Origin of the sequence: Pseudomonas sp. 102515, from assembly GCF_031085165.1 — a bacterium.
Classification (GTDB): domain Bacteria; phylum Pseudomonadota; class Gammaproteobacteria; order Pseudomonadales; family Pseudomonadaceae; genus Chryseomonas.
Map to the genome: position 1 here is coordinate 841,838 of NZ_JAVHTY010000003.1, position 23,198 is coordinate 865,035.

The 23,198-nt window shown below is 65.6% G+C and carries 21 protein-coding genes; 6 read left to right on the forward strand and 15 right to left on the reverse strand.

The window, feature by feature from the left end:
* Positions 1–51 precede the first annotated feature (51 nt).
* Together dnaG and rpsU are read right to left on the reverse strand one after the other, a co-directional pair.
* A complete protein-coding gene (gene dnaG, locus RCF34_RS15305; RefSeq protein WP_308708910.1) occupies positions 52–1,986 on the reverse strand; it encodes a DNA primase in 1,935 nt (644 codons plus the stop codon).
* Positions 1,987–2,142: 156 nt separating this feature from the next.
* Positions 2,143–2,364 carry a 30S ribosomal protein S21 gene (gene rpsU, locus RCF34_RS15310; RefSeq protein WP_308708911.1) on the reverse strand — a complete coding sequence of 74 codons (222 nt, stop codon included), beginning with the start codon at positions 2,362–2,364 and terminating at the stop codon, positions 2,143–2,145.
* A gap of 205 nt (positions 2,365–2,569) precedes the next feature.
* On the opposite strand from rpsU, the gene tsaD reads away from it, so the two are divergent.
* Entirely contained in the window at positions 2,570–3,595 is a 1,026-nt protein-coding gene (gene tsaD / locus RCF34_RS15315; RefSeq protein ID WP_308708912.1) for a tRNA (adenosine(37)-N6)-threonylcarbamoyltransferase complex transferase subunit TsaD, read from the forward strand.
* Positions 3,596–3,640: 45 nt separating this feature from the next.
* Here the strand turns inward: tsaD and plsY are convergent, their stop codons facing one another.
* Positions 3,641–4,210, reverse strand: coding sequence for a glycerol-3-phosphate 1-O-acyltransferase PlsY (gene plsY, locus RCF34_RS15320; RefSeq protein WP_308708913.1), 570 nt, complete (start codon positions 4,208–4,210; stop codon positions 3,641–3,643).
* Positions 4,211–4,320: 110 nt separating this feature from the next.
* Here plsY and folB point away from each other — a divergent pair, with 110 nt between their 5' ends.
* On the forward strand, positions 4,321–4,674 hold the full coding sequence (gene folB, locus RCF34_RS15325; RefSeq protein WP_308708914.1) for a dihydroneopterin aldolase: 354 nt from the start codon (positions 4,321–4,323) through the stop codon (positions 4,672–4,674).
* Positions 4,671–5,204: a 2-amino-4-hydroxy-6-hydroxymethyldihydropteridine diphosphokinase gene (gene folK, locus RCF34_RS15330; protein WP_308708915.1), complete on the forward strand. Its 534-nt coding sequence runs from the start codon at positions 4,671–4,673 to the stop codon at positions 5,202–5,204. The genes folB and folK overlap by 4 nt, the downstream gene beginning before the upstream one ends.
* A 157-nt stretch (positions 5,205–5,361) precedes the next feature.
* Here folK and RCF34_RS15335 read toward each other — a convergent pair whose 3' ends face one another.
* The 11 genes from RCF34_RS15335 to RCF34_RS15385 form a co-directional block, all read right to left on the reverse strand.
* Complete coding sequence (locus RCF34_RS15335; RefSeq protein WP_308708916.1) at positions 5,362–6,489, reverse strand: multifunctional CCA addition/repair protein; 1,128 nt, start codon at positions 6,487–6,489, stop codon at positions 5,362–5,364.
* Between the two features lie 52 nt (positions 6,490–6,541).
* Entirely contained in the window at positions 6,542–8,083 is a 1,542-nt protein-coding gene (locus tag RCF34_RS15340; RefSeq protein WP_308708917.1) for a SpoVR family protein, read from the reverse strand.
* On the reverse strand, positions 8,080–9,351 hold the full coding sequence (locus tag RCF34_RS15345) for a YeaH/YhbH family protein (protein ID WP_308708919.1): 1,272 nt from the start codon (positions 9,349–9,351) through the stop codon (positions 8,080–8,082). The genes RCF34_RS15340 and RCF34_RS15345 overlap by 4 nt, the downstream gene beginning before the upstream one ends.
* Positions 9,352–9,427: 76 nt before the next feature.
* Positions 9,428–11,350, reverse strand: a complete 1,923-nt coding sequence (locus RCF34_RS15350) for a PrkA family serine protein kinase (protein ID WP_158891495.1) — start codon at positions 11,348–11,350, stop codon at positions 9,428–9,430.
* 360 nt (positions 11,351–11,710) lie between these two features.
* Complete coding sequence (gene glpE, locus RCF34_RS15355; protein ID WP_308708920.1) at positions 11,711–12,040, reverse strand: thiosulfate sulfurtransferase GlpE; 330 nt, start codon at positions 12,038–12,040, stop codon at positions 11,711–11,713.
* On the reverse strand, positions 12,037–12,858 hold the full coding sequence (locus RCF34_RS15360; RefSeq protein ID WP_308708921.1) for a symmetrical bis(5'-nucleosyl)-tetraphosphatase: 822 nt from the start codon (positions 12,856–12,858) through the stop codon (positions 12,037–12,039). Before RCF34_RS15360 ends, glpE begins: the two co-directional genes overlap by 4 nt.
* 171 nt (positions 12,859–13,029) lie before the next feature.
* On the reverse strand, positions 13,030–13,416 hold the full coding sequence (gene apaG / locus RCF34_RS15365) for a Co2+/Mg2+ efflux protein ApaG (protein WP_308708922.1): 387 nt from the start codon (positions 13,414–13,416) through the stop codon (positions 13,030–13,032).
* 34 nt (positions 13,417–13,450) lie between these two features.
* Positions 13,451–14,242, reverse strand: coding sequence for a 16S rRNA (adenine(1518)-N(6)/adenine(1519)-N(6))-dimethyltransferase RsmA (gene rsmA, locus RCF34_RS15370; protein ID WP_017640354.1), 792 nt, complete (start codon positions 14,240–14,242; stop codon positions 13,451–13,453).
* Between the two features lie 231 nt (positions 14,243–14,473).
* The gene (pdxA, locus tag RCF34_RS15375) at positions 14,474–15,469 is read right to left on the reverse strand and encodes a 4-hydroxythreonine-4-phosphate dehydrogenase PdxA (RefSeq protein ID WP_308708923.1); all 996 of its coding nucleotides are present in this window, start codon (positions 15,467–15,469) and stop codon (positions 14,474–14,476) included.
* Between the two features lie 50 nt (positions 15,470–15,519).
* Entirely contained in the window at positions 15,520–16,815 is a 1,296-nt protein-coding gene (locus tag RCF34_RS15380) for a peptidylprolyl isomerase (protein ID WP_308708989.1), read from the reverse strand.
* Complete coding sequence (locus RCF34_RS15385; RefSeq protein ID WP_308708924.1) at positions 16,796–19,600, reverse strand: LPS-assembly protein LptD; 2,805 nt, start codon at positions 19,598–19,600, stop codon at positions 16,796–16,798. Before RCF34_RS15385 ends, RCF34_RS15380 begins: the two co-directional genes overlap by 20 nt.
* A 119-nt stretch (positions 19,601–19,719) precedes the next feature.
* Between RCF34_RS15385 and RCF34_RS15390 the strand changes: the two genes are divergently transcribed.
* The 3 genes from RCF34_RS15390 to RCF34_RS15400 are packed head-to-tail and all read left to right on the forward strand — an operon-like array spanning position 19,720 to position 22,165.
* The gene (locus RCF34_RS15390) at positions 19,720–20,742 is read left to right on the forward strand and encodes a phosphotransferase (protein WP_308708925.1); all 1,023 of its coding nucleotides are present in this window, start codon (positions 19,720–19,722) and stop codon (positions 20,740–20,742) included.
* Positions 20,739–21,404 carry an N-acetylmuramate alpha-1-phosphate uridylyltransferase MurU gene (murU, locus tag RCF34_RS15395; protein ID WP_308708926.1) on the forward strand — a complete coding sequence of 222 codons (666 nt, stop codon included), beginning with the start codon at positions 20,739–20,741 and terminating at the stop codon, positions 21,402–21,404. Before RCF34_RS15390 ends, murU begins: the two co-directional genes overlap by 4 nt.
* The gene (locus RCF34_RS15400; protein ID WP_308708927.1) at positions 21,401–22,165 is read left to right on the forward strand and encodes a DnaJ domain-containing protein; all 765 of its coding nucleotides are present in this window, start codon (positions 21,401–21,403) and stop codon (positions 22,163–22,165) included. Before murU ends, RCF34_RS15400 begins: the two co-directional genes overlap by 4 nt.
* On the opposite strand, the gene RCF34_RS15405 is transcribed toward RCF34_RS15400, so the two are convergent.
* Positions 22,140–23,150, reverse strand: a complete 1,011-nt coding sequence (locus RCF34_RS15405; RefSeq protein WP_308708928.1) for a DUF3530 family protein — start codon at positions 23,148–23,150, stop codon at positions 22,140–22,142. The genes RCF34_RS15400 and RCF34_RS15405 overlap by 26 nt on opposite strands.
* Positions 23,151–23,198: the final 48 nt, after the last annotated feature.

Genomic DNA, 23,198 nt, shown 5'->3' on the forward strand with positions numbered 1-23,198 from the left:
GCGGGCAAAAATAGCTGAACATTATAGCCGGTTAGACGGTGGTCGTGCCAGTTAGGTCACGGACCCCGCCGGACGGCTGAGGAGTTCGCGTAGGCGGTCCTTGTCTTCGGAGCTCAGTTCGCTCTGTCGCGCCTTGCGTAGGAGTTGCTCCAGCGAGCGATCACGCTGGCTGGCGGCTAACCTCGTTATGGTGTCGAAAAACTGTTGTTCAAGGTTGTCGCCGGCAATCAGCCACTCTTTTTCCGCCAGGGCGCGCAGCAGTCGGCCCTGTTCGGTGCCGTGCCAGCGGGCGATGAGCGCCAGGGTGCTCTGTCCCGGTTTCTTCTGCAGCGCCTCGACCAGGGCGACCAGCAGCTGGGCGTACTGATCGCTTTCCTCGGCCAGGTTGCGGGCGTCCTGCACCGCCTGGGCCAGGTTCGGGTGATGCAGCAGGCTGCGTAGCGCGGCCAGCACCGGGGTCTCCACCTTGACCGGTGGCTGGCGCGGGATGCGCTCGCCGCCCCCCTTGCCGTTGAAATCCTTTTTCCAGCCCTTGCCGTCGCGCCCGCCCTTGCTCTCGCGGCGTGGCGTCCACTGCGGCTGCGCCGGCGCCTCTTCGGCGTGGGCGTAGGCGTAGTCGCCATAGTCCATGGGTGGCACATCCTGCGCCGGTGCGGCCGGTGCGGCCGGTGCGGCCGGTGCGGCCGGTGCCAGCTGGCTCAGGGCGTCGTTGCCGAGACCGGTGAGTTCGCTCAGGCGCTGGCGCATCAGCAGGCGCAGGTTGTTGCCGGGAATCTTCTCGATCAGCGGCGCTGCCAGGGTGGCCAGGTGCGCCTTGCCTTCCAGGGTGGCCGGATCCGCTTCGATCATCAGTTGCTGGAAGAAGTACTCGGCCAGGGGCTGGGCCTGCTGGACGAAGCGCGCCTGGAAGGCATCCGCGCCCTCGGCGCGGACCAGGGTGTCGGGGTCCTCGCCTTCGGGCAGGAACAGGAAGCGCACCCGGAAGCCGTCCTTGAGCACCGGCAGGGCCGATTCCAGGGCGCGCCAGGCGGCGCTGCGGCCGGCCTGGTCGCCGTCGAAGCAGAACAGGATGCTCGGCACGATGCGGAACAGCCGCTTGATGTGTTCTTCGCTGGTGGCGGTGCCCAGGGTGGCCACGGCATTGCGGATGCCTTGCTGGGCCAGGGCGATGACGTCCATGTAGCCTTCCACGACGAGGATCTCGTCCAGGTCGCGGTTGTGCTTGCGTGCCTCGAACAGGCCGTAGAGTTCCTGGCCCTTGTGGAACACCGGGGTTTCCGGCGAGTTGAGGTACTTGGGCTTGTCGTCGCCCAGCACCCGGCCACCAAAGGCGATCACCCGGCCACGGCTGTCGCGGATCGGGAAGATCACCCGGTCGCGAAAGCGATCGTAGCGCTTGCCGCTCTCGGCGTTCTCCACCAGCAGGCCGGCGTCGAGCATGGCCTTCTGCTGCAGGTCATCGCCGCCCAGGTGCTTGCCCAGGTTGTCCCAGCCGGGCGGGGCGAAGCCCAGGCCGAAGTCCCGGGCGATCTCGCCGGTGAGGCCGCGCTTCTTCAGGTAGTCCACCGCCGCCTGGCGCTTGGGATGGTTGCGCAGCGCCAGGCGATAGAATTCGGCGGCCGCGGCCAGCAGCGGATAGAGCGGCGAGTCGGTGGGTTGCCGTGGCTTGCGCCGGCCACCGCTCTCTTCGCGCGGCACGTCCACGCCGGCCTTCTTGGCCAGTTCCTCGACCGCCTCGGGGAATTCGAGGTTGTCGTGGTCCATGATGAAGCCCAGGGCGTTGCCGCCGGCGCCGCAGCCGAAGCAGTAGTAGAACTGCTTGTCGGGGCTGACGCTGAAGGAGGGCGTCTTCTCGTTATGGAAGGGGCAGCAGGCCATCCAGTTCTTGCCGGCCTTCTTGAGCTTCACCCGTGCGCCCACCACCTCGACGATGTCGGTGCGATTGAGCAGGTCGTCGATGAAGCCTTGCGGGATGAGTCCGGCCATGGTCAGCGTCTGGATGGAAGGGCGAAGAGCGGGGCAGGCCAAATGGCCAGGAGGAGAGTCTAGCGCCAGCGGGCGCCTGGGCGAAGCGGGAAGGCCAGAAACAGACAACCCGACCAGAGGTCGGGTTGTTTGATGACGCCAGAGAAGCGCTGTAACTCAGTACAGACGCTCGCGACGGCGCTGCTCGCGCTGTACTTTCTTGGCGTGGCGCTTGACCGCGGCGGCAGCTTTACGCTTGCGCTCGGCGGTGGGCTTTTCGTAGAACTCGCGGCTACGAACTTCGGCCAGTACACCGGCCTTCTCGCAGGAACGCTTGAAACGACGCAGCGCTACGTCGAAGGGTTCGTTTTCTTTGACTTTGACTTTGACGTTGGGCATCCAGGTCGTACCTTCAAATTTACCGAGGTTTAATCCAACGCTAGCGGCAAAAGGGCACGGGAAGCGTCGGTTTTTAAGGGTTGCGGATAGTAACGCTTCAACTGCCCCGCTGCCAAGCCCCGGCGGACGAAAAGCGCTGGCCGGTGCCAGAAGCGGCGCTTATCATGCGCAGCCTGACATTCTATACCCTCGAAGGCTTATCTCCATGCGTGTTCTGGGACTGGAAACGTCCTGCGATGAAACCGGCGTCGCCCTCTACGACAGCGAGCGCGGCCTGCTGGCCGATGCGCTGTTCAGCCAGATCGATCTGCATCGCGTCTACGGTGGCGTGGTGCCGGAGCTGGCCTCGCGCGATCACGTCAAGCGCATGCTGCCGCTGATCCGCGAAGTGCTGGACGAGGCGGGCAGCCGCCCTGAAGAGGTGGACGCCATCGCCTACACCGCCGGCCCCGGCCTGGTCGGGGCGCTGCTGGTGGGCGCGGCCTGTGCCCAGGCGCTGGCGCTGGCCTGGGGCGTGCCCGCCCTGGGCGTTCACCATATGGAAGGTCATCTGCTGGCGCCCATGCTCGAAGAGCAGCCGCCGCAATTCCCCTTCGTCGCCCTGCTGGTGTCCGGCGGCCATACCCAGCTGGTGCAGGTCGATGGCATCGGCCGCTACACCGTGCTGGGCGAGTCCCTGGACGATGCCGCCGGCGAGGCCTTCGACAAGACCGCCAAGCTGCTGGGCCTGAGCTATCCCGGTGGACCGGAGATCGCCCGCCTGGCCGAACGTGGTGCCGTGGGGCGGTTCGTCTTTCCGCGACCCATGACCGATCGGCCCGGTCTGGAATTCAGCTTCAGTGGCCTCAAGACCTTCACCCTCACCACCTGGCAGCGTTGCAAGGCCGCTGGTGACGATGGCGAGCAGACCCGGTGCGACATCGCCCTGGCCTTCCAGACCGCGGTGGTCGAGACCCTGGCGATCAAGTGCAAGCGCGCGCTGAAGCAAGCCGGGCTCAAGTCGCTGGTGATCGCCGGTGGCGTCAGTGCCAACCGGGCGCTGCGGCAGAACCTGGAGCAGATGCTCGGCGAGCTGGGCGGCCAGGTCTTCTATGCGCGGCCGCGCTTCTGTACCGACAACGGCGCCATGATCGCCTACGCCGGTTGCCAGCGCCTGCTGGCCGGCCAGCAGGAAGGTCCGGCCATCGCCGTCAAGGCACGCTGGCCCATGGAGCAGCTGGCGGCGCTCTGAGACGGGCGGAGGGCGTCGCCGGGTAATCCCCGGGCGGCGCCAGGGTCAAAAATGACGCTCGGTCCCCTGGCGCAGGGCGCGCAGGTTGTGTCTATGGCGAATCAGGATGAGCAGGGCGAGCAGCAGCATCGGCGGCAGCAAATCCGGACGTTGCCAGGCGAACAGCGGCAGGATGCCCAGCACGGCGACCAGCGATGCCAGGGAGGCGATCCTCAGGCTGGCGAACACCACAGCCCAGAGCACCAGCCCCAGCAGGGCCGCCGGCGGATAGAGGCCGAGCAGCAGCCCGGCCGCGGTGGCGACGCCCTTGCCACCGCGGAAATGGAAGTACAGCGGATAGAGATGGCCGACCACGGCGGCCAGCCCGATCCAGGCCTGCTGCAGGGGCGAAAGTCCCAGGTGCTGGGCGATGAGCACGGGGATCAGGCTCTTGCTCAGGTCGCCGGCCAGGGTCAGCAGCGCCAGCTTGCGCCCGGCCAGGCGCAGCATGTTGCTGGCGCCGGGGTTGCCGGAGCCGTCGTGCCGCGGGTCGCGGGTGCCGAACAGGCGACTGAGCAGCACGGCGAAGGACAGCGAGCCCAGCAGATAGGCCAGCAGGAGCAGCAGCCAGAACATGGTAGGGTTCCGCGCCAGGAGAAGGCTCGATTCTACCGACAGCCCGCCGTCCGACGATAGGCCGGTGGTGACGATCAAACAGAGCACGGCAAAGGTGCGAGGCAAAGGCAGTGGACAAGGTTTTCATCGAGGGACTCGAGGTCGACACCGTGATAGGGGTGTATGACTGGGAGCGTGACATCCGCCAGTGCCTGCGTATCGATCTCACCATGGGCTGGGACATCCGCGCGGCGGCCGCGAACGACGCACTCGACCACACCCTGAACTATGCGGCGGTGGCCGAGCGCATCACCGCCTTCGCCCACGAGACCGCCTTCGAACTGGTGGAGACCTTTGCCGAGCGCCTGGCTGCCCAGTTGCAGGCAGAATTCAAGCTGCCCTGGCTGCGCCTGCGCATCACCAAGCCCGGCGCGGTGCCGACCGCCCGAGGCGTGGGCGTGGAGATCGAGCGGGGGCAGGCGTGACCCGGGTCTATCTGGGGCTAGGCAGCAATATCCAGCGCGAGCAGCACCTGGGCATGGCCCTAGACGAGCTCGCAACGCTGCTGACCGACATGCAGTGCTCGCCGGTCTTCGAAAGCGAGGCGGTGGGTATCCGCAGTGCGCCCTTCTTCAATCTGGTGGTGGCAGGTGACACCGACCTCGATCCGGCGGCCCTGAGTCAGAGACTCAAGGCCATCGAAACCCGCAGCGGTCGCTATGCACCGGATCGCCAGGGCCTGCCGCTGGACATCGACATCCTGCTGCATGGCGACCTGGCCGGCGCGTTCGCCGGCCTGACCCTGCCGCGCACCGAGATCCTGCGCAACGCCTTCGTGCTCTGGCCGCTGGCCCTGCTGGCCGGCGAGCGGCGGCATCCGGACAACGGTCGCCGGCTCGATGAGCTGTGGCAAGAGATGCGCGGCCAGACCACCCAGGTGTTGCGGCCGGTGGCTTTTCGCTGGAAGGGTGTCGAGCTGACGCCAGACGCGTTGCTCAACGCCGATCTGGTGTAACGCGGCGGTCGTTGGGCTTCGCTGCGCTCGACCCAGCTTACGGAAATTCCGCTTGCGCTTGCCCCCCTGCCGTAGGTTGGGTCTAGACGGCTCCATCGTCGAAACCCAACGGTGCTCCGTGGTTGGGTTGTTGGGCTTCGCTGCGCTCAGCGCCAACCTACGACAGCTGCGCCAGGGCGTCGATGCGGGCCTGTTTGAGTGCCTCGCCGAGGGCTGCACCCTTGAAGCCCTGGGCGACCAGGGGCTGGACCTCGACCTCGCGCAATACCTCGGCCGCCTGGCGCAGCAGGGCCAGCGGTAGTTCGCCCTCGTCGGTCCTGACCGCCGCCGCACAGGCGCAGGCCTGGAGGAATTCCTCGAAGCGCGCCGGACGGCGTAGCACATCGAAACCCTGCAGCAGCTCGAACCAGGCTGCTGGCGTCAGCTGCCGCGCTTGCAGGGCCGTGGGCCAATGACGTGCCAGCAGCAATGCCAGCTCGGCCGGGTCACGCGGGACCTTGAGGCGGGCGCTGATAGCCGCGTGTTGCTCTTCCGGTACGTCCAGCAACAGGCAGGCCCAGCGCACGTTCAGCGAGGCCTGGGCCTCGGCGCTCTGGCGCAGGATGGCATGGACCCGGGCGCCCGGCTCGGGCTGCTCGCCGGCGAATCCGGCAGCCACCTCCGGCAGGAGCGCGGTCAGGGCGCCGCAGTCGTGCAGCACCCGAATGAAGACATCGGGCCGCTCTTCGAGCAGGGCGCGCGAGATTTCCTTCCACAACCGCTCGGCGGTCAGCGCATCCAGCTCGCCGCTGGCGACCATCTCCTGCATCAGCAGCAGCGTCTCGGGCGCCACTTGGAAACCCAGGGTGCAATAGCGGGCGGCGAAGCGGGCCACGCGCAGCACACGCAGGGGGTCTTCGGCGAAGGCGGGGGAGACGTGGCGCAACAGACGTGCCTGGAGATCGGCGCGCCCGCCATAGGGGTCTATGACCTGTCCCTCGTCGTCTTCGGCCATGGCATTGACGGTCAGGTCGCGGCGGATCAGATCCTGTTCGAGGGTGACGTCGGGCGCGGCATGAAAGGTAAAGCCGCCATAGCCGCGCCCGCTCTTGCGTTCGGTACGGGCCAGGGCGTACTCCTCACCCGTCTCGGGGTGCAGGAAGACCGGAAAGTCGGCTCCTACCGGGCGAAAGCCCTGGGCGGCGAGGGCTTCGGCGGTGGCGCCCACCACGACCCAGTCGACTTCGGTCACCGGTCGACCGAGCAGGCGATCGCGTACGGCGCCACCCACCTTGTAGATTTGCATAGAAAAAGACCTCCTTGCGGAGGTCTAGGATAGCCCGAAAGACCGGCTCCGCTCAGATCGGCGAAGCCAGATCCAGCCGCCGGTCATGGTCGCGACTCTCGTGGCGGGGCGGAACCTGGAAACTCTGCGCAACGTCTTCGCCCCTCATGCTTTCCAGGCGAATGTCGAACCCCCAGAGCCGGTGCAGGTGCTTGAGCACCTCGTCCGTGGAGTTGCCCAGCGGCTTGCGATCGTGCTGGAAATGGCGAAGGGTGAGCGAACGATCGCCGCGCCGGTCCACGTTCCAGATCTGCACATTGGGCTCGCGATTGCCCAGGTTGTACTGGGCGGCGAGTTGCTCCCGGATCAGGCGATAGCCGCCGTCGTCGTGGATGGCCGCCACTTCCAGTTCGTCGCGCTGGTCATCATCGAGGATGCTGAACAGCTTGAGGTCGCGGATCACCTTGGGCGAGAGGTATTGCAGGATGAAGCTTTCGTCCTTGAAGCTCTTCATGGCGAAGGTGACGGTGGCCAGCCAGTCGCTGCCGGCGATGTCGGGGAACCAGCGGCGGTCTTCTTCCGTAGGGTCTTCGCAGATGCGGCGGATGTCGCGGAACATGGCGAAGCCCAGGGTGTAGGGGTTGATGCCGCTGTAGTAGGGACTGTCGAAGCCCGGCTGGTAGATCACCCCGGCGTGGGATTGCAGGAATTCGAACATGAAGCCTTCGGTGACCAGGCCCTCGTCGTAGAGATCGTTGAGCAAAGTGTAGTGCCAGAAGGTGGCCCAGCCTTCGTTCATCACCTGGGTCTGGCGCTGGGGATAGAAGTACTGGGCGATCTTGCGCACGATGCGGATCACCTCGCGCTGCCAGGGCTCCAGCAGCGGCGCGTGCTTTTCCACGAAATAGAGGATGTTTTCCTGGGGTTCGCTGGGAAAGCGCGCGCCTTCGTCATGCAGCTCCTTGCCGGCCATCTTGGGAATGGTCCGCCAGAGGTCGTTGACCTGGCGCTGCAACTGCTCCTCGCGCTCCTTCTGCCGCTGGCGTTCCTCGGCAGCGGAGATGGGGTAGGGCCGCTTGTAGCGATCCACCCCGTAGTTCATCAGCGCATGGCAGGAATCCAGCAGTTCTTCCACGGCATCGATGCCATGGCGTTCCTCGCACTGGGTGATGTACTGCTTGGCGAACACCAGGTAGTCGATGATGGAGCTGGCATCGGTCCAGGTGCGGAACAGGTAGTTGCCCTTGAAGAAGCTGTTGTGGCCATAACAGGCGTGGGCGATCACCAGCGCCTGCATGGTCATGGTGTTCTCTTCCATGAGGTAGGCGATGCAGGGATCGGAATTGATCACGATCTCGTAGGCCAGGCCCATCTGACCCCGGCTGTAGTGCTTCTCGGTGTGCAGGAAGTGCTTGCCGTAGGACCAGTGGTTGTAGCCGATGGGCATGCCGACGGAGGCATAGGCATCCATCATCTGCTCGGCGGTGATCACCTCGATCTGGTTGGGGTAAGTGTCCAGCGCATAGCGCTTGGCAATCCGGGCGATCTCCCGGTCGTAGGTCTGGATCAGCTCGAAGGTCCATTCCGAGCCGGTGGAGATGGGCTCACGTTTCATGACACGAGTCTCCGCTGGAACAGTTCGCGGAACACGGGATAGATATCACCCGCTGAGACGATCTGCTGCTGCGAGAAGGAATCCGGGAAGCTGCCACGCACGTTCTCGTATTCGTACCACAGCGCCTGGTGCTCGCGCGGGGTGATCTCCACATAGGTGTAGTACTGCATGAACGGCAGGATCTGCTTGGTCAGGATCTCCCGGCAGAGGGGCGAGTCGTCGTTCCAGTTGTCGCCGTCGGAGGCCTGGGCGGCATAGAGATTCCACTCGTTGACCGGATAACGCGCGGCCATGACCTCCTGCATCAGCTTTAGGGCGCTGGAGACGATGGTGCCGCCGGTTTCCCGGGAGTAGAAGAACTCTTCCTCGTCCACTTCCTTGGCGCTGGTGTGGTGACGGATGAACACCACCTCGATGCGCTCGTAGTTCCGCTTGAGAAACAGGTAGAGCAGGATGTAGAAGCGCTTGGCGATGTCCTTGGTGGCCTGGGTCATGGAGCCGGAGACGTCCATCAGGCAGAACATCACCGCCTTGGAGCTGGGGCTGGGCTGCTTGGACAGCAGGTTGTACTTGAGGTCGAAGGTGTCGAGGAAAGGCACCTTGTCGATGCGCGCGCGCAGCCGCTCGATCTCGGCTTCCAGCGTCTGGATGTCGCCCAGGTTATCCGGCTCTTCGATCCGCAGGCGAGCCAGTTCGGCCTTGGCTTCGCGCAGCTTGTTGCGACTGCCGCCGGAGAGGGCGATGCGCCGCGCATGGGAGGCGCGCAGGGTACGGATGATGTTGATGCGGGCGGGGTTGCCCTCGTTGCTGATGCCGGCGCGTACCGTCTTGAAGGTGTCGGTGCCGGTCAGCTGCTTCTTGACCAGGTTGGGCAGCTCCAGGTCCTCGAACATGAAGTCGAGGAATTCGTCCTGGGTGATCTGGAAGGCGAATTCGTCCATGCCCTCGCCGCTGTTGCTGGCCTTGCCCTGGCCCTGGCCACCGCCGCCACCCTGGGGGCGCGGGATGCGTTCGCCGCTGACGAATTCCTTGTTGCCCGGATGGACGATGGTCTGGCGTCCGCCCTTGCCCTGGTACAGCGCGGGCTCGTCGATGTCGCGGGCAGGAATGCTGATCTGTTCGCCGTGCTCCATGTCGGTGATAGAGCGCCGGCTCACGGCTTCCTCGACCGCCTTCTTGATGTGCTCACGATAACGCCGCAGAAAACGCGTGCGGTTCACCGTGCTCTTGTTCTTGCCGTTTAGACGCCGGTCGATGACATAGCTCATACAGGCCCTCCGGGCTATTGCAGGACACCGCGACGACGCGGCTGGCGCGTCGTCGCGGGTTCAGCCTCAGGCTGCCTTACTGCGACTTGCGTACCCGTGAATACCACTCGGACAGCAGTCGTACCTGCTTCTCGGTGTAGCCGCGCTGGACCATGCGGGTCACGAAATCGCTGTGCTTCTGCTGATCTTCCTTGCTGGCCTTGGCATTGAAGCTGATGACCGGCAGGAGCTCCTCGGTGTTGGAGAACATCTTCTTCTCGATCACCGCGCGCAGCTTCTCGTAGGACAGCCAGCTCGGATTCTTGCCGTTATTGTTGGCACGGGCGCGCAACACGAAGTTGACGATTTCGTTGCGGAAATCCTTCGGATTGCTGATGCCGGCCGGTTTCTCGATCTTCTCCAGTTCCTCGTTGAGCGAGGCGCGGTTGAGGATCTCGCCGGTTTCCGGATCGCGGTATTCCTGATCCTGGATCCAGAAGTCCGCGTAGAGCACGTAGCGGTCGAAGATGTTCTGGCCGTATTCACTGTAGGACTCGAGGTAGGCGGTCTGGATCTCCTTGCCGATGAATTCCACGTAGCGCGGCGCCAGGTATTCCTTGATGAATCTCATGTAGCGCTCGCGGGTCTCGGCCGGGAACTGCTCGGCTTCGATCTGCTGCTCCAGGACATAGAGCAGGTGCACCGGGTTGGCCGCGATCTCGTTGGCGTCGAAGTTGAACACCCGCGAGAGGATCTTGAAGGCGAAGCGGGTGGAGAGGCCGTTCATGCCCTCGTCGACGCCGGCGCTGTCGCGGTATTCCTGGATCGACTTGGCCTTGGGGTCGGTGTCCTTGAGGTTTTCGCCGTCGTAGACGCGCATCTTCGAGTAGATGTTGGAGTTTTCCGGTTCCTTGAGGCGGGAGAGCACCGAGAACTGGGCCAGCATCTTCAGGGTGTCCGGCGCGCAATGGGCGTTGGCCAGGGAGCTGTTGACCAGCAGCTTGTCGTAGATGTGGATCTCGTCGGAGACGCGCAGGCAGTAGGGCACCTTGACGATGTAGATCCGGTCGATGAAGGCCTCGTTGTTCTTGTTGTTGCGGAAGGTGTGCCACTCGGATTCGTTGGAGTGGGCCAGGATGATGCCGCTGTAGGGCAGGGCGCCGAGGCCTTCGGTGCTGTTGTAGTTGCCTTCCTGGGTGGCGGTCAGCAGGGGGTGGAGGACCTTGATCGGGGCCTTGAACATCTCCACGAATTCCATCAGGCCCTGGTTCGCGCGGCACAGGGCGCCGGAGTAGCTGTAGGCGTCCGCGTCGTTCTGCGGGTATTCCTCCAGCTTGCGGATGTCCACCTTGCCCACCAGGGCGGAGATGTCCTGGTTGTTCTCGTCACCCGGTTCGGTCTTGGCGATGGCGATCTGGTTGAGGATGGAGGGGTAGAGCTTGACCACCCGGAATTTGCTGATGTCGCCGCCGAATTCCTGCAGGCGCTTGGCCGCCCAGGGCGACATGATGCTGCGCAGGTAGTGGCGGGGGATGCCGTAGTCCTCTTCGAGGATCTGGCCGTCTTCGTCGGGATTGAACAGCCCCAGGGGCGATTCGAACACCGGCGAGCCCTTGATGGCGTAGAAGGGGACCTTCTCGATCAGGTGCTTGAGTTTTTCCGCGAGGGACGATTTGCCGCCACCCACCGGGCCGAGCAGATAGAGGATCTGCTTCTTCTCTTCCAGGCCCTGCGCCGCATGGCGGAAGTAGGACACGATCTGCTCGATGCAGTCTTCCATGCCATGGAAGTCGGCAAAGGCGGGGTAGCGGCGGATGACCTTGTTGGAAAAGATGCGGGACAGGCGTGAATCACTGGTGGTGTCCACCAGTTCGGGTTCGCCGATGGCCATGAGCATGCGCTCGGCGGCACTGGCAAAGGCGGTACGATCCTTCTTGCAGATCTCAAGGTATTCCTGAAGGGAATACTCTTCCTGGCGAGTCGCTTCAAAACGCCCCTGGAAGTGACTGAAAATGCTCATGACGTCTCCTCGCTGGATACCCTGGACCAGCTTGGCATCGATGCCTGGAGCCTTGCCTTGCTGCCGGTGGGGAGCGGTCATGCCGGGCGACGAAAGATAACGTCTCTACTACCTTCGTTGTCGTCTTGCCTAATCGATCCGCCTGCAGAAGTAGGGTTGGGTTTCGAGAGACGCACGAAGGAGACCGATGGAAACGGTCCCCCTGGAATTCCCCCGAATCTCCAGTGGTTACACCGATGGTCCAAAGCCGGTTATCGAACCCGCCGTTTCCGGAGGGCCTGATTCCAGAATAGTCCTATCTGCGAGATGTGGAAGAGCCAATTCGGTTTATTCTTGTAACCACAGCGTCAAGCCGCTGTGTTAAACGGTCGCGCCACTTTCGGTCTGCTCGGGATAGCGGGTGCGCCAGTTTTCGAAGCCGCCGTCGACGCTGTAGACCTGGCTGAAGCCCTGGCCGGCCAGAAAGGCCGCCGCGCTCTGGCTGGAGTGGCCGTGGTAGCAGAACACCAGCAGCGGCGCGTCGAGATCGGCGGCGGCGATGAAGTCGTGGATGTTCTGGTTGTCGAGGCGTTGGGCGCCGGCGACGTGCAGGGTGGCGTAGCTGTGCGGATCGCGGATGTCGACGATCCGCGCACCCTCGCTGCGCAGTTCCAGCGCCTGTTCGGGGGAGATACAGGTGAATTCGCTCATTTCTTCTCCTTGCAACTGCAGAGATGACGGCGGTTGCCGTCGACGTCGAGCAGGGTCATGTCGCCGCCCCAGACGCAGCCGCTGTCGAGCGCCTCGACATTGGGCGCCGCGCAGCGACCCTTGAGCGCGGCCCAGTGGCCGAACAGGATGCGCACGTCGCGGGTCAGCCGATGATCGTGGCTGAACCAGGGGGCGAAACCGGCCGGCGCGCTGTCCAGGCCTTCCTTGCTCTTGAATTCCAGACGACCTTCCGGGCTGCAGAATCTCATGCGCGTCAGGTAGTTGGTGATCAGGCGCAGGCGCTCCTGGCCCTGCAGCTCATCTTGCCAGAGTGCCGGCTCGTTGCCATACATCTGCTCGAGAAAGGGCACATGGGCCTGATCATCGCGCAACACGGCTTCCACTTCGCCCGCCAGGCTCATGGCCTGGGCCAGCGTCCATTGCGGCGGCAGGCCGGCGTGGACCAGTACGCAGTTGCGCCCGGCATCGTGCTGGATCAGCGGCAGGTGGCGCAGCCAGTGCAGCAACTCGTCGCGGTCGGGCGCGGCGAGGATGTCGCTCAGGGTGTCCTGCTTCTTCAGCCTGGCGCCGCCGAAGGCCACCGCCAGCAGGTGCAGGTCGTGGTTGCCCAGGACGCTGACCAGCGAATCGCGCATCCCGTACAGGTATCTCAGGGTTTCCAGGGACTGCGGTCCGCGGTTGACCAGATCACCCACCAGCCAGAGGCGGTCCTGCGCGGGATCGAAGCGGACCTCGTCGAGGAGGCATTTGAGCGGGTCGAGGCAACCTTGCAGGTCGCCAACGGCGTACAGCGTCATCGGGACTCCTGGTGTGGGGTTTTAGAAGTTCGCGCAAGTTTTGGCGAGTGATTTTTTGGTCTGGGCCAGGCGCTGCGACGAGTCATAGCAGGGCTATGGCGAGGAGTAGCAACGCTGCCCAGGGCGAAAAAGCGCCGCCAAAATTGTGTAGATAATTTCTGAAACACCACACTAGTGCAGCGAGCCGGGTACGGCCAGGCGGAAGGTGGGGATGATGGCCTCGAAGGTATGGCCATCGCTGGCGACCATCTGGTAGCTGCCCCTCATGCTGCCCACCTGGGTCGGCATCAGGGTGCCACTGGAATAGCTGTGGGTTTCGCCCGGAGCGATCAGCGGCTGCTCGCCCACCACGCCCGGGCCGCGCACTTCCTGCACCTCGCCATTGCCGTCGGTGATGATCCAGTGGCGGCTGAGCAGCTGCGCCGGCAGCCGGCCATCATTGCGGATGCTCACGTCGTAGGCGAAGGCGTAGCGCTCCTGGCTGGCGCTGGATTGTTCGGGCAGGTAGCGGGTGGTGACCTGCACGGTGATGAGGTAGCGCGGATCGGGCTCGGTCACGAAAGGATTCTCGGCAGATACGGATGGAAGGGCTTCAACTGGACGCCAGCTGGTTGGCCAGGCGCACATAGGCGGCCAGGTCCAACTGCTCCGGACGCAGCCCCGGGTCGACGTCGGCGGCTTCGATGGCGGCGCTGTCCAGGGTGCCCTTGAGGGTGTTCCTGAGGGTCTTGCGCCGCTGGCCGAAAGCCTCGCGGACGACGCGCTCGAGCAGAACTGGGTCGCGCGCCACATGGGGGCGCTCGGTGTGGGGCACCAGGCGCACGATGGCCGAATCCACCTTGGGCGGCGGATTGAAGGCGCCCGGACCGACATTGAACAGGTGCTCCACGCGGCAGTGGTACTGCACCATGATCGACAGCCGACCCCAGTCGCCATTGCCGGGCACCGCGGCCAGGCGTTCCACCACTTCCTTCTGCAGCATGAAGTGCATGTCGGCGATGATGTCGGCGAAGCTGAGCAGGTGGAAGATCAGCGGTGTGGAAATGTTGTAGGGCAGGTTGCCCACCACCCGCAGTCGATCGCCGGCGGCGATGCTGGAGAGGTCGTACTTCATGGCGTCACCCTGGTGCAGGGTGAACAGCGGATTGAGGCCGAACTTGAGTCGGAGCAGGGGAATCAGGTCCTGGTCCAGCTCGATGACGTCGAGCCGGGCGCCACTGCCGAGCAGGCCTTCGGTCAGGGCGCCCTGGCCCGGACCGATTTCCAGCAGGCGCTCGCCGGGTCGACCGTGGATGGCGCGCAGGATGCGATGGATCACCCCGGCGTCGTGCAGGAAATTCTGGCCGAACCTCTTGCGGGCGCGGTGTTGGTAGAGCTCGGTCATCAGGTGCTCCGGCGCAGGCAGCGGGCCTGCGATTTCAAGACGGCAAAGACCTACCAGTTTAGCAGACCCTTTACCGTCACCGGAGCGCTCAGACCCTGTTCATAACCTGCTGCACGTCGGCCAAACTGCGTTGAAAAGACCTTCGGAATGCTCATTTACCATTTGTAAACTCCGCTTCCTCAGGACTTTTCGCCTGGTTTGACTCTAGCTCGCGAGGTTATGTATAGCCTCTTAGGTCACCGAACGACGATGGGCCGCCATGCTGTAGGCGGTCTCCAGGGCAACCTTCAGACTGCCGGTATCGATGCGTCCGCTGCCAGCCAGGTCGAGGGCGGTGCCATGGTCGACCGAGGTGCGGATGATCGGCAGGCCCAGGGTCACGTTGACCGCGGCGCCGAAACCCTTGTGCTTGAGCACTGGCAGGCCCTGGTCGTGGTACATGGCCAGGACCGCGTCGCAGTGCTCGAGGTGCTTGGGCGTGAAGAGGGTATCGGCGGGCAGCGGCCCGACGAGGTCGAGGCCTTCGGCGCGCAGGCTGTCCAGCGCCGGCTCGATGATCTCGATCTCTTCACGGCCCAGGTGACCGCCTTCGCCGGCATGGGGATTGAGACCGCAGACCAGGATGCGTGGCCGGGCCACACCGAAGTAGCGCTGCAGATCACCATGCAGGATGCGGGTCACGTCCAGCAGCGTCTGGCGATCGATGGCATCGGCCACCTCGCGCAGTGGCAGATGGGTGGTGACCAGGGCCACTCTCAGGCCGGCGGTCGCCAGCAGCATCACCACCTGGGGGGTGTGGGTCAGCTCGGCGAGAAATTCGGTGTGGCCGGAAAAGGCCACGCCGCCTTCATTGATCACGCCCTTGTGCACCGGCGCGGTGATCATCCCGGCGAAGGTGCCGTCGAGGCAGCTTTGGCCGGCGCGGGTCAGGGTTTCCAGGACATAGGCTGCATTGGCGGTGTCGAGCTGGCCGGTCACCACGGAGGCGCCTAGAGGGGTGTCCCAGACATAGAGGGCACCGGCTGGTGCCGGACGGTCGGGCCAGGCCGCGGGGGTGACGTCGATGAGGTCGATGGCGAGTCCCAGCTCGATCGCGCGAGCGGCCAGGAGGTCACGGCTGGCGATGGCGATCAGGGCGTGGGGCTGGGTCACGCAGGCCAGCAGCAGGCAGAGGTCGGGACCGATACCGGCGGGCTCACCGGGGGTCAGGGCGAAGCGCAGGGCCATGGCGGGCTCCGGAAACAAGAAGGCCGCAGGGGGTGCCCGCGGCCTTGGGGTTACTGCTTGATCTCGACGTAGGCTTCGTCGCGGATCTGGCGCAACCAGGTCTGCAGTTCCTGGTCGTACTTGCGGCTACGCAGGAGATTCAACGCCTGCTGCTCGCGCGCCTGCTGGGTATTGTCGGTGGCCCGACGGCCCAGGACTTCCAGAATGTGCCAGCCGAAGGCGGTGCGGAACGGCTGCGACAGCTGGTTGACCGGCGAGTTGTTCATCACCTCGCGGAATTCCGGGACCAGGGATTCCGGGTTGATCCAGCCCAGGTCGCCGCCATTGAGCGCCGAGCCCGGGTCTTCCGAGAAGCTCTTGGCCAGGGTGGCGAAGCTCTCGCCGTTCTGGATGCGCTCGCGCAGGCGCGCGGCCAGGCGCTGGGTCTCGGCATCGCTGCGCACGGCATTGGGCTTGAGCAGGATGTGCCGGACGTGCACCTCGTCGACGATGCTGGCCTCGCCTCCGCGCTTCTCTTCCACCTTGAGGATCACGAAGCCGCCGGGCACGCGCACCGGCTGCGTGATGCCGCCGACGCCGACACTGCCGATCAGGCGATCGAAGGGCGGGGGCAGCTGGGCGGCCTTGCGCCAGCCGATCTCGCCACCGTCGAGGGCGTTGTCACCGGCCGAACGGGCGATGGCCAGCTGGTTGAAGTCGGCGCCCTGGCGCAGCTGGTTGTAGGTGTCCTGGGCCTGGCGCGCGGCGGCGTCGAGACCGGCGGTGCCGGCGTTGTCCGCCGCGGGGATCAGGATGTTGGCCAGGCGATACTCTTCGGACAGCTGCAGCTTGCCCAGGTCCGAGGCGAGGAAGTTCTGCACCTCCTGCTGGGTGACCTGCACGCGCTGACCGACCTGACGCTGACGCACCCGGCTGATCATCATCTCGCGCCGGACCTGCTCGCGGGCGGCGTCGTAGGAGAGACCGTCGCGGGCCAGGGCCTGGCGGAATTCGGCCACGCTCAGGCCATTGCGCTGGGCGATGGTGGCCACGGCCTGGTTGAGCTCCTCGTCGGAGATCTTCACGCCCATGCGCCCGGCCAGCTGCATCTGGATGTCTTCCAGGATCAGCCGTTCGAGCACCTGCTGGCGCAGCTCGCTTTCCGGCGGCGCTGCGGCGCCGCGGCGGGTGATGTTCTGCTTGACCTCGTTGAGTCGCTGATCGAGCTGGCTCTGCATGACCACGTCGTTGTCGACGATGGCCACGACCTTGTCCAGCGGAACCACGGCAGCCTGAGCCAGAGGGGAGAGAGCGAGCGCCGCGCCCAGGGCGAGCGGGCGCAGGGCGTTACATAGCTTGGTCTTCACGTTCACGATAGCCTTGAATGCCTCTGTCCAGGAAGCCTTCGGTCTTGCCGCCGAAGACGTTGCCGAGTCCCTTGAGCACGATCTGCAGGAAGATCCCGCGATCGGCTTCGGAGCTCTGGGCGGTGTAGAAGACGTCGTCTTCGCTCTTGAGCCAGTAGCGGCTGATCAGGCGCAGCTTCCAGCAGCAGTTGTCGTATTCGAAGCCACCGAAGGCCTCCAGGGTGCGGCTCTTGTTGTAGTCGAACTGCCAGCGGGCAATCGCGGACCACTGGGGCACGATCGGCCAGATGAAGGAGATGTCGTGCTGGTCGACCTTGTAGTCGTCGCTGTTGTAGGTGAAGCGGCCGAAGTTCGGATCGAACACCCGGACGTTGTCACGATAGCGATAGCCGACGTTGAGGATCTTGCCCGGCTCGGCTTCCGGCTGGTAGTGGAACATGACGCTGCCGGAGTCGGTCTGGTGCAGGGTCGGATCCCAGTTGAATTCGCCGTTCACGCGCCAGTCGCGGTTGAAGCGATACATGCCGGCCAGGGCATAGGGCGAGCGCGAGGTGGTGGCCTGGGGATTGTCGATGTTCTGGCCCAGGCTGCGGGCGTAGGCCAGGTCGTCCTTGGTCAGGCCGGGCAGTTGCACTTCCCGGTCGCGGAAGTAGAACAGCTGACCGAAGCTCACGTTGGCGCGCTCGAAGCCATTGGGCTCGATGAAGCGGCTGGTGGCACCCAGGGCCAGCTGGTTGGCGTCGCCGATGCGGTCGCGACCGGTGAAGCGGTTGTCGCGCCACAGCGAGCTGTAGCTGAAGGTGTATTCGCCGGTATCGAACACCGGCAGATCGTCCTGGTCGCGGTCGGGTACGTAGAGGTACTTGGCGCGGGGTTCCAGGGTCTGCTTGCCGCCTTCGCCGAACAGATTCGAGGTGCGGTCGAAGTAGAGGCCGCTGTCGAGGCTGAAGATCGGCACCGAACGGGTCGGGCTGTCGTTGAAGCTGGTCACGCTGGAGCCGGCCGAGGCACGACGGCCACCACCGACCAGCGGCGAGTTCAGGTCGTTCTGGCCGGTGCTGTCCAGATCCAGGTCGTAGCGGGTGTAGGCATAGCGCAGCGACGGCGTCAGGAAGCCCCAGGACGCGGTCATCGGGCGGGCGATGCCCGGCTCGACATGATAGCGATTGCCTTCGGCGCGGGTCAGGCCGAACAGGTTGACGTCCGGGCGGTTGCGCACGTTGGTGCGATTGCCGTTGTCGTCCAGGTCGAAGTAGGTGTTGTCGTCGAAGCTGCGGGTGAAGCGCACCGCCTCGGTGTCGTAGGTGAAGTCCAGGCCGCCCGGGTTGTAGGGCAGGGCGCCGGTCAGGGTCAGCTGCGGCAGGCGGTTGTAGGGCGTCACGTCGGACACCGTGGCCAGCTGGTAGGCCTGGGCGTTGAGGCCGGCGACGAAGGTGTCGCCGCGGTAGGTCAGGCGACCCTGCTGGTTGACGTAGGTCGGCTTGTTGATGCCGAGGTCGGTGTCCAGGTCCTGGAAGTAGTAGGGATCGCTGATGCGGGTGTAGTCCACCTCGGCCATCAGGCGCGAATCCAGACCGCTGCGGTTCTTCCAGCCGTACAGCCAGCGGTTGTCGGTGGCTTCCGGTTCGCCCTCGTGCTCCGGGTCGGTGTCCTTGAGGTAGGAGCCGTAGACCTCGCCTTCGCTGCTGCGGGTCAGGTAGCGGAAGTCGCCCTCGGTCTGCAGGCCGTGCTTGGCCATGTAGCGCGGATAGAGGGTGGCGTCGTAGTTGGGCGCCAGGTTGAAGTAGTAGGGCGTGGTGATCGCGAAGCCGGTGTCGCTGGAGGTGCTGATCGAGGGCGCCAGGAAGCCGGACTGCCGACGGTCGTCGATCGGGAAATAGATGAACGGTGTATAGAGGACCGGGATGTCCTTGACCCGCAGCGTGGCGTTGGTCGCGTAGCCGAGGCCCGTGGCCGGGTTCAGGGTGACGGTGTTGCCCTTGACCTGCCAGGCGTTGCTGCCCGGTTCGCAGGTGGTGTAGGTGCCATCCTTGAGGCGGATGATGGCGTCGTCGCCGCGCTTGGCGTAGAGCGCGCTGCCGCGGGCCCGGCTCTGGTGCATGACAAATTCGGCGTTGTCGACCTGGACCTGGCCGTTGTCCAGCTGCAGATCGGCCTTGTCGCCGACCATCAGCAGGCCGTTGTCGCGGAATTTGACGTTGCCCTTGAGCTCGCCGCGATTTTCCAGCTGGTGCAGGTTGGCTTCCTGGGATTCCACCTGCATGCCGCCCTGGCGCAGCACCACGTCACCGGCCAGGGTGGCGACCTGCTGCTCCTGCTCGTAGCGCGAGGCCTTGGCGGAGATGTAGGTCGGGGCCTTGGCGGTCGGGGTGTCGTCGTACATGCCCGGACGCTGCGGCTCGACGTAGGCACCGCTGCAGTAGGGACCCGTCTCGGCCAGCTGGGCCGGGGTCAACTGATCGCGCGGGACCCAGTCCAGGTGGCTGTAGTCGGCGCTGCGGGACTTGAGGGCGCGGCCCTTGCTCTCGGTCACCAGCACGGCAGCGTCGCCCTCGCGCGTGGCGGGTTCCGCCGCGACGCCCTGGGTCTCGCCCTTGCTGGGGCGGGGCGGAATGGCCGTGGTCGGTGCCTGGGTATTGCACGACCAGCCACCGCCGGCTCCGGCGCTACAGCTGAACTGCTCGGCGGGGGCGGCGATAAGGGCGGTGACGGGCTGCATGGCGAGCAGGCTGCCGGTTACCAAGAGGGGAAATTTTCTGCGAAACGCGGGGGTTTTCACGGCCATCCTTAAAGTCGTCCTGCACGCCGGCCATTAAGGGGCCGCGGCCTCTCGATGGGCTCAAAAAGATAGCGGATAATAAAACATGACCTGCGCATCGGCTAGGGCCGAGGGATCCGCTGTAAATGACTGAAGATGTTCGCTTAAACCAGATAGAAGACTGGCTGACCACCGTTCTACCGGAAATTTTCCGGGAGCAGGCCTGGGGCGAGGTGCCTAAGGGTAGCCTGACCGCGGCCAGCAGCGATGCCAGCTTTCGCCGTTATTTCCGCTGGGCGGGCGAGGGCCGCAGCCTGATCGTGATGGACGCGCCGCCGCCGCAGGAGGACTGCCGTCCGTTCGTCCAGGTGGCCGCGCTGCTGGCCGAGGCCGGGGTCCATGTACCGCGCATCCTGGCTCAGGATCTGGAGCGGGGATTCCTGCTGCTGAGCGATCTCGGCACCCTGACCTATCTGGAGGTGATCAATGCGGCCAATGCCGACGATTATTTCCAGGCGGCCATCGATGCCCTGCTGGCTTTCCAGGGCAGGCAGCCGACGAACGGCAGCCTGCCGCTCTACGACAGGACTCTGCTCGCCCGCGAGTTGAGTCTGTTTCCGGAGTGGTACGTGGGGCGCGAACTGGACACGACCTTCAGCACCGGTCAGCTCGAACGCTGGCAGGCCGTCTGCGAGGTGCTGATCGACAGCGCCCTGGCGCAACCCCAGGTGCTGGTCCACCGGGACTTCATGCCGCGCAACCTGATGCTCAGTACGCCCAGTCCGGGCGTGCTGGACTTCCAGGATGCGGTCATCGGGCCAGTGACCTACGACATCACCAGCCTGTTCAAGGATGCCTTCCTCAGTTGGCCCGAGCCGCTGGTGCAGCGCTGGCTGCTGGGTTACTGGGAGCAGGCGCGTGCCGCCGGCATCCCGGTGCAGGTCGACTTCGCCGATTTCCAAAGGGCCTCGGATCTGATGGGCGTGCAGCGCCATCTCAAGGTGATGGGCATCTTCGCCCGCATCTGGCACCGCGACGGCAAGCCGCGCTACGTCGCGGATACCCCGCGCTTTCTTGCCTATATCCGGACCGTGGTGGCGCGGCGACCGGAGCTCGCCGATCTCGGCGCCTTGCTCGACGAGCTGCACGCGGAGCGGGTCGAGGCATGAAGGCCATGATCCTGGCGGCGGGCAAGGGCGAGCGGATGCGACCGCTGACGCTGAGCCTGCCCAAGCCACTGATCGAGGTGAACGGCCGGCCGCTGATCGAGCATCACATCCAGGCACTGGCGGCGGCAGGCATCACCGAACTGGTGATCAATCACGCCTGGCTGGGCGCCCAGCTGGAAGCGGCCCTCGGCGATGGCAGCCAACTAGGTGTCACCATCCGCTTCTCTGCCGAAGGCGAGCCGCTGGAGACCGGGGGCGGCATCTTTCGCGCATTGCCGCTGCTGGGCAGCGCACCCTTCGTGCTGGTCAATGGCGATATCCGCACCGATTTTGCCTTCGGCACCCTGGCCTTGCCAGCCGGTTGCCTGGCGCACCTGGTGCTGGTCGACAATCCGCTGCATCACCCGGACGGCGACTTCGGCCTGGTGGACGGGCGGATCACCCTGGATGCCCCGGAGCGGCTCACCTACAGCGGCATCGCCGTGCTGCATCCGCAGCTGTTCGCCGAGCGCACGGCCGGGGCCTTCAAGCTGGTGGACGTGTTGCGACCCGCCATTGCCGCCGGACAGGTCTCGGGCCAGTGGCTGGACGGTCGCTGGGTGGACGTGGGCACCCTGGAGCGCCTGGCGGAAGCGGAGCGGCTGTTCGGGACGGCTTCTTGAAGGTCTGGTTCTGGCCGCTGACGGTGCTGGGCTTCCTGGCCGGCTGGGCCGTGGCCAGCATTCCCGGCGCACTGCTGGTGGCGCTGCTCGCCCATGCCGGCGAGCGTCAGCTGGGGCTGACCTCCCTGGCGGGTTGGAAGGCGCGCTGGCAAGGACGCCCCGGACGCTTCGAGCACCAGGCGCAATTCCAGATGCTCGGCCGGCTGGCCAAGCGCGGCGGGCGGGTGCTGACCGCCCATATCCGCCAGGCCGAAGGCGAGATCGAGCGGCTGGGGCTCGGCGCCGACGACCGCAAGAAGGCCATCGCTGCCTTCGAGCAGGGCAAGGGCGGCACCCTGCCGTCGGCGGCCGACCTGCAGCGTCTCAGCGAGCGCAGCGAGGGCATCCTCCGCGCCTGCTGGCGCATGGTCTGGATCAGCGGCAGCGTGCGTCCCGGGGATCGCGACGAGATCCTCGGCTGGGGGCAGGCGATGGGTCTGGCCGAAGCCCAGGTGCTGGCCCTGCAGCCGCCGGTGCAGGCAGCTCCGCGCCAGCCGAGCAGCGAGGAGAAGTATCGCAAGGCGCTGCAATTGCTCGGCGTTACCGATGACGCCGACGCCGTCACGGTCAAGCAGGCCTATCGGCGGCTGCTCTCTCGCCATCACCCCGACAAGAAGGCCGGTGCCGGGGCGGGCCAGTCGGCGGTCTATGCCGCTGCCCAGCGTACCGCCGAACTGCATGCCGCCTACCAGGTGATCAAGACGCGGCGGGGCTTCCGCTAGCGGCCGGTGGTAGCCGATCCAGCCAGGCGCGCAGACGGCGGACGGTCTGCTCCTGCTCCGCGGCCCGGTCGCCGGGAATCACCGGCAGGTCGATCTGCCGATAGCCCTTGTTGGCCTTTTGCGTCGCGCGCTCCTTGCGCCGTTGGGCGGCCGGTCCGGGTGCATGCACCAGGTCGGCGATCTGCAGATCGGTCTTGCCCATGGTGGCGTCCAGCCGTGGTGGCAGGCCCTGGGGCTCGCGACCGTCGATGAGCACCAGTTGCTTGACCTCGGCCGGTTCCTTTTCCGCCAGATAGCGCGCGGCCCAATAGGCGCCGGTGCCGTGGCCGACCAGCACGATGGGGTTGGCGCCCTGTTGCAGTGCCAGGTCGATGCCAGCGGCGATGCGGGCCAGCACCCGGGTGGCCTGGGCATTGGCCGCGGCTTCGGGATCGACCGGCGCGACCGCCGCCTGGGCCGGTTCGCCGCTGCCGGCTTCGGCCTGGGTCGGGGCGGCGGGCGCCGTGCCGCTGCCACCGGTGACCGGCGGTGCCGTCTGCTCGCTGTTGGCCTGAGCGTCGGTGTCCGCCGGGGCGGTATCCCGCTCGATCGCCACCACCGGGTCATAGGGGTCGGGCAGGCTCAGGCTGATGGTCTGCCAGCCGTAAGTGGGCAGCTCTTGGCGCACTGGGGCTATCACGTTGGGCCAGTCGGCCGATTCGCCAGCGCCCGGCACCAGCACCACCGTTCCGGCGGCCTTGGCACGAGCGGCAGGCACCAGCAAGGCGAGAAAGGACTCGTCGCCGGCCTGTAGGGTCTTTTGCTGCTCGGCGGGCAGTTGCCGCATCAGCGCCTGCTGCTGCTCCTGGCTGCGCTCCAGCGCCGGGGCCAGGGCTGCCGGAGCCGCAGGCGTTTCTGGGACCGGGGTGGGCGGTTCTTCGGCGAGCGCCGGGGCGGCAAGGCCGAGCAGGAGGAGGCACAGCGGCAGCAGGGCGGGTGACGACATCGACGGGAATCCTCGACAAGGGCACGGTTGACCCTGGCGAGCCTACCG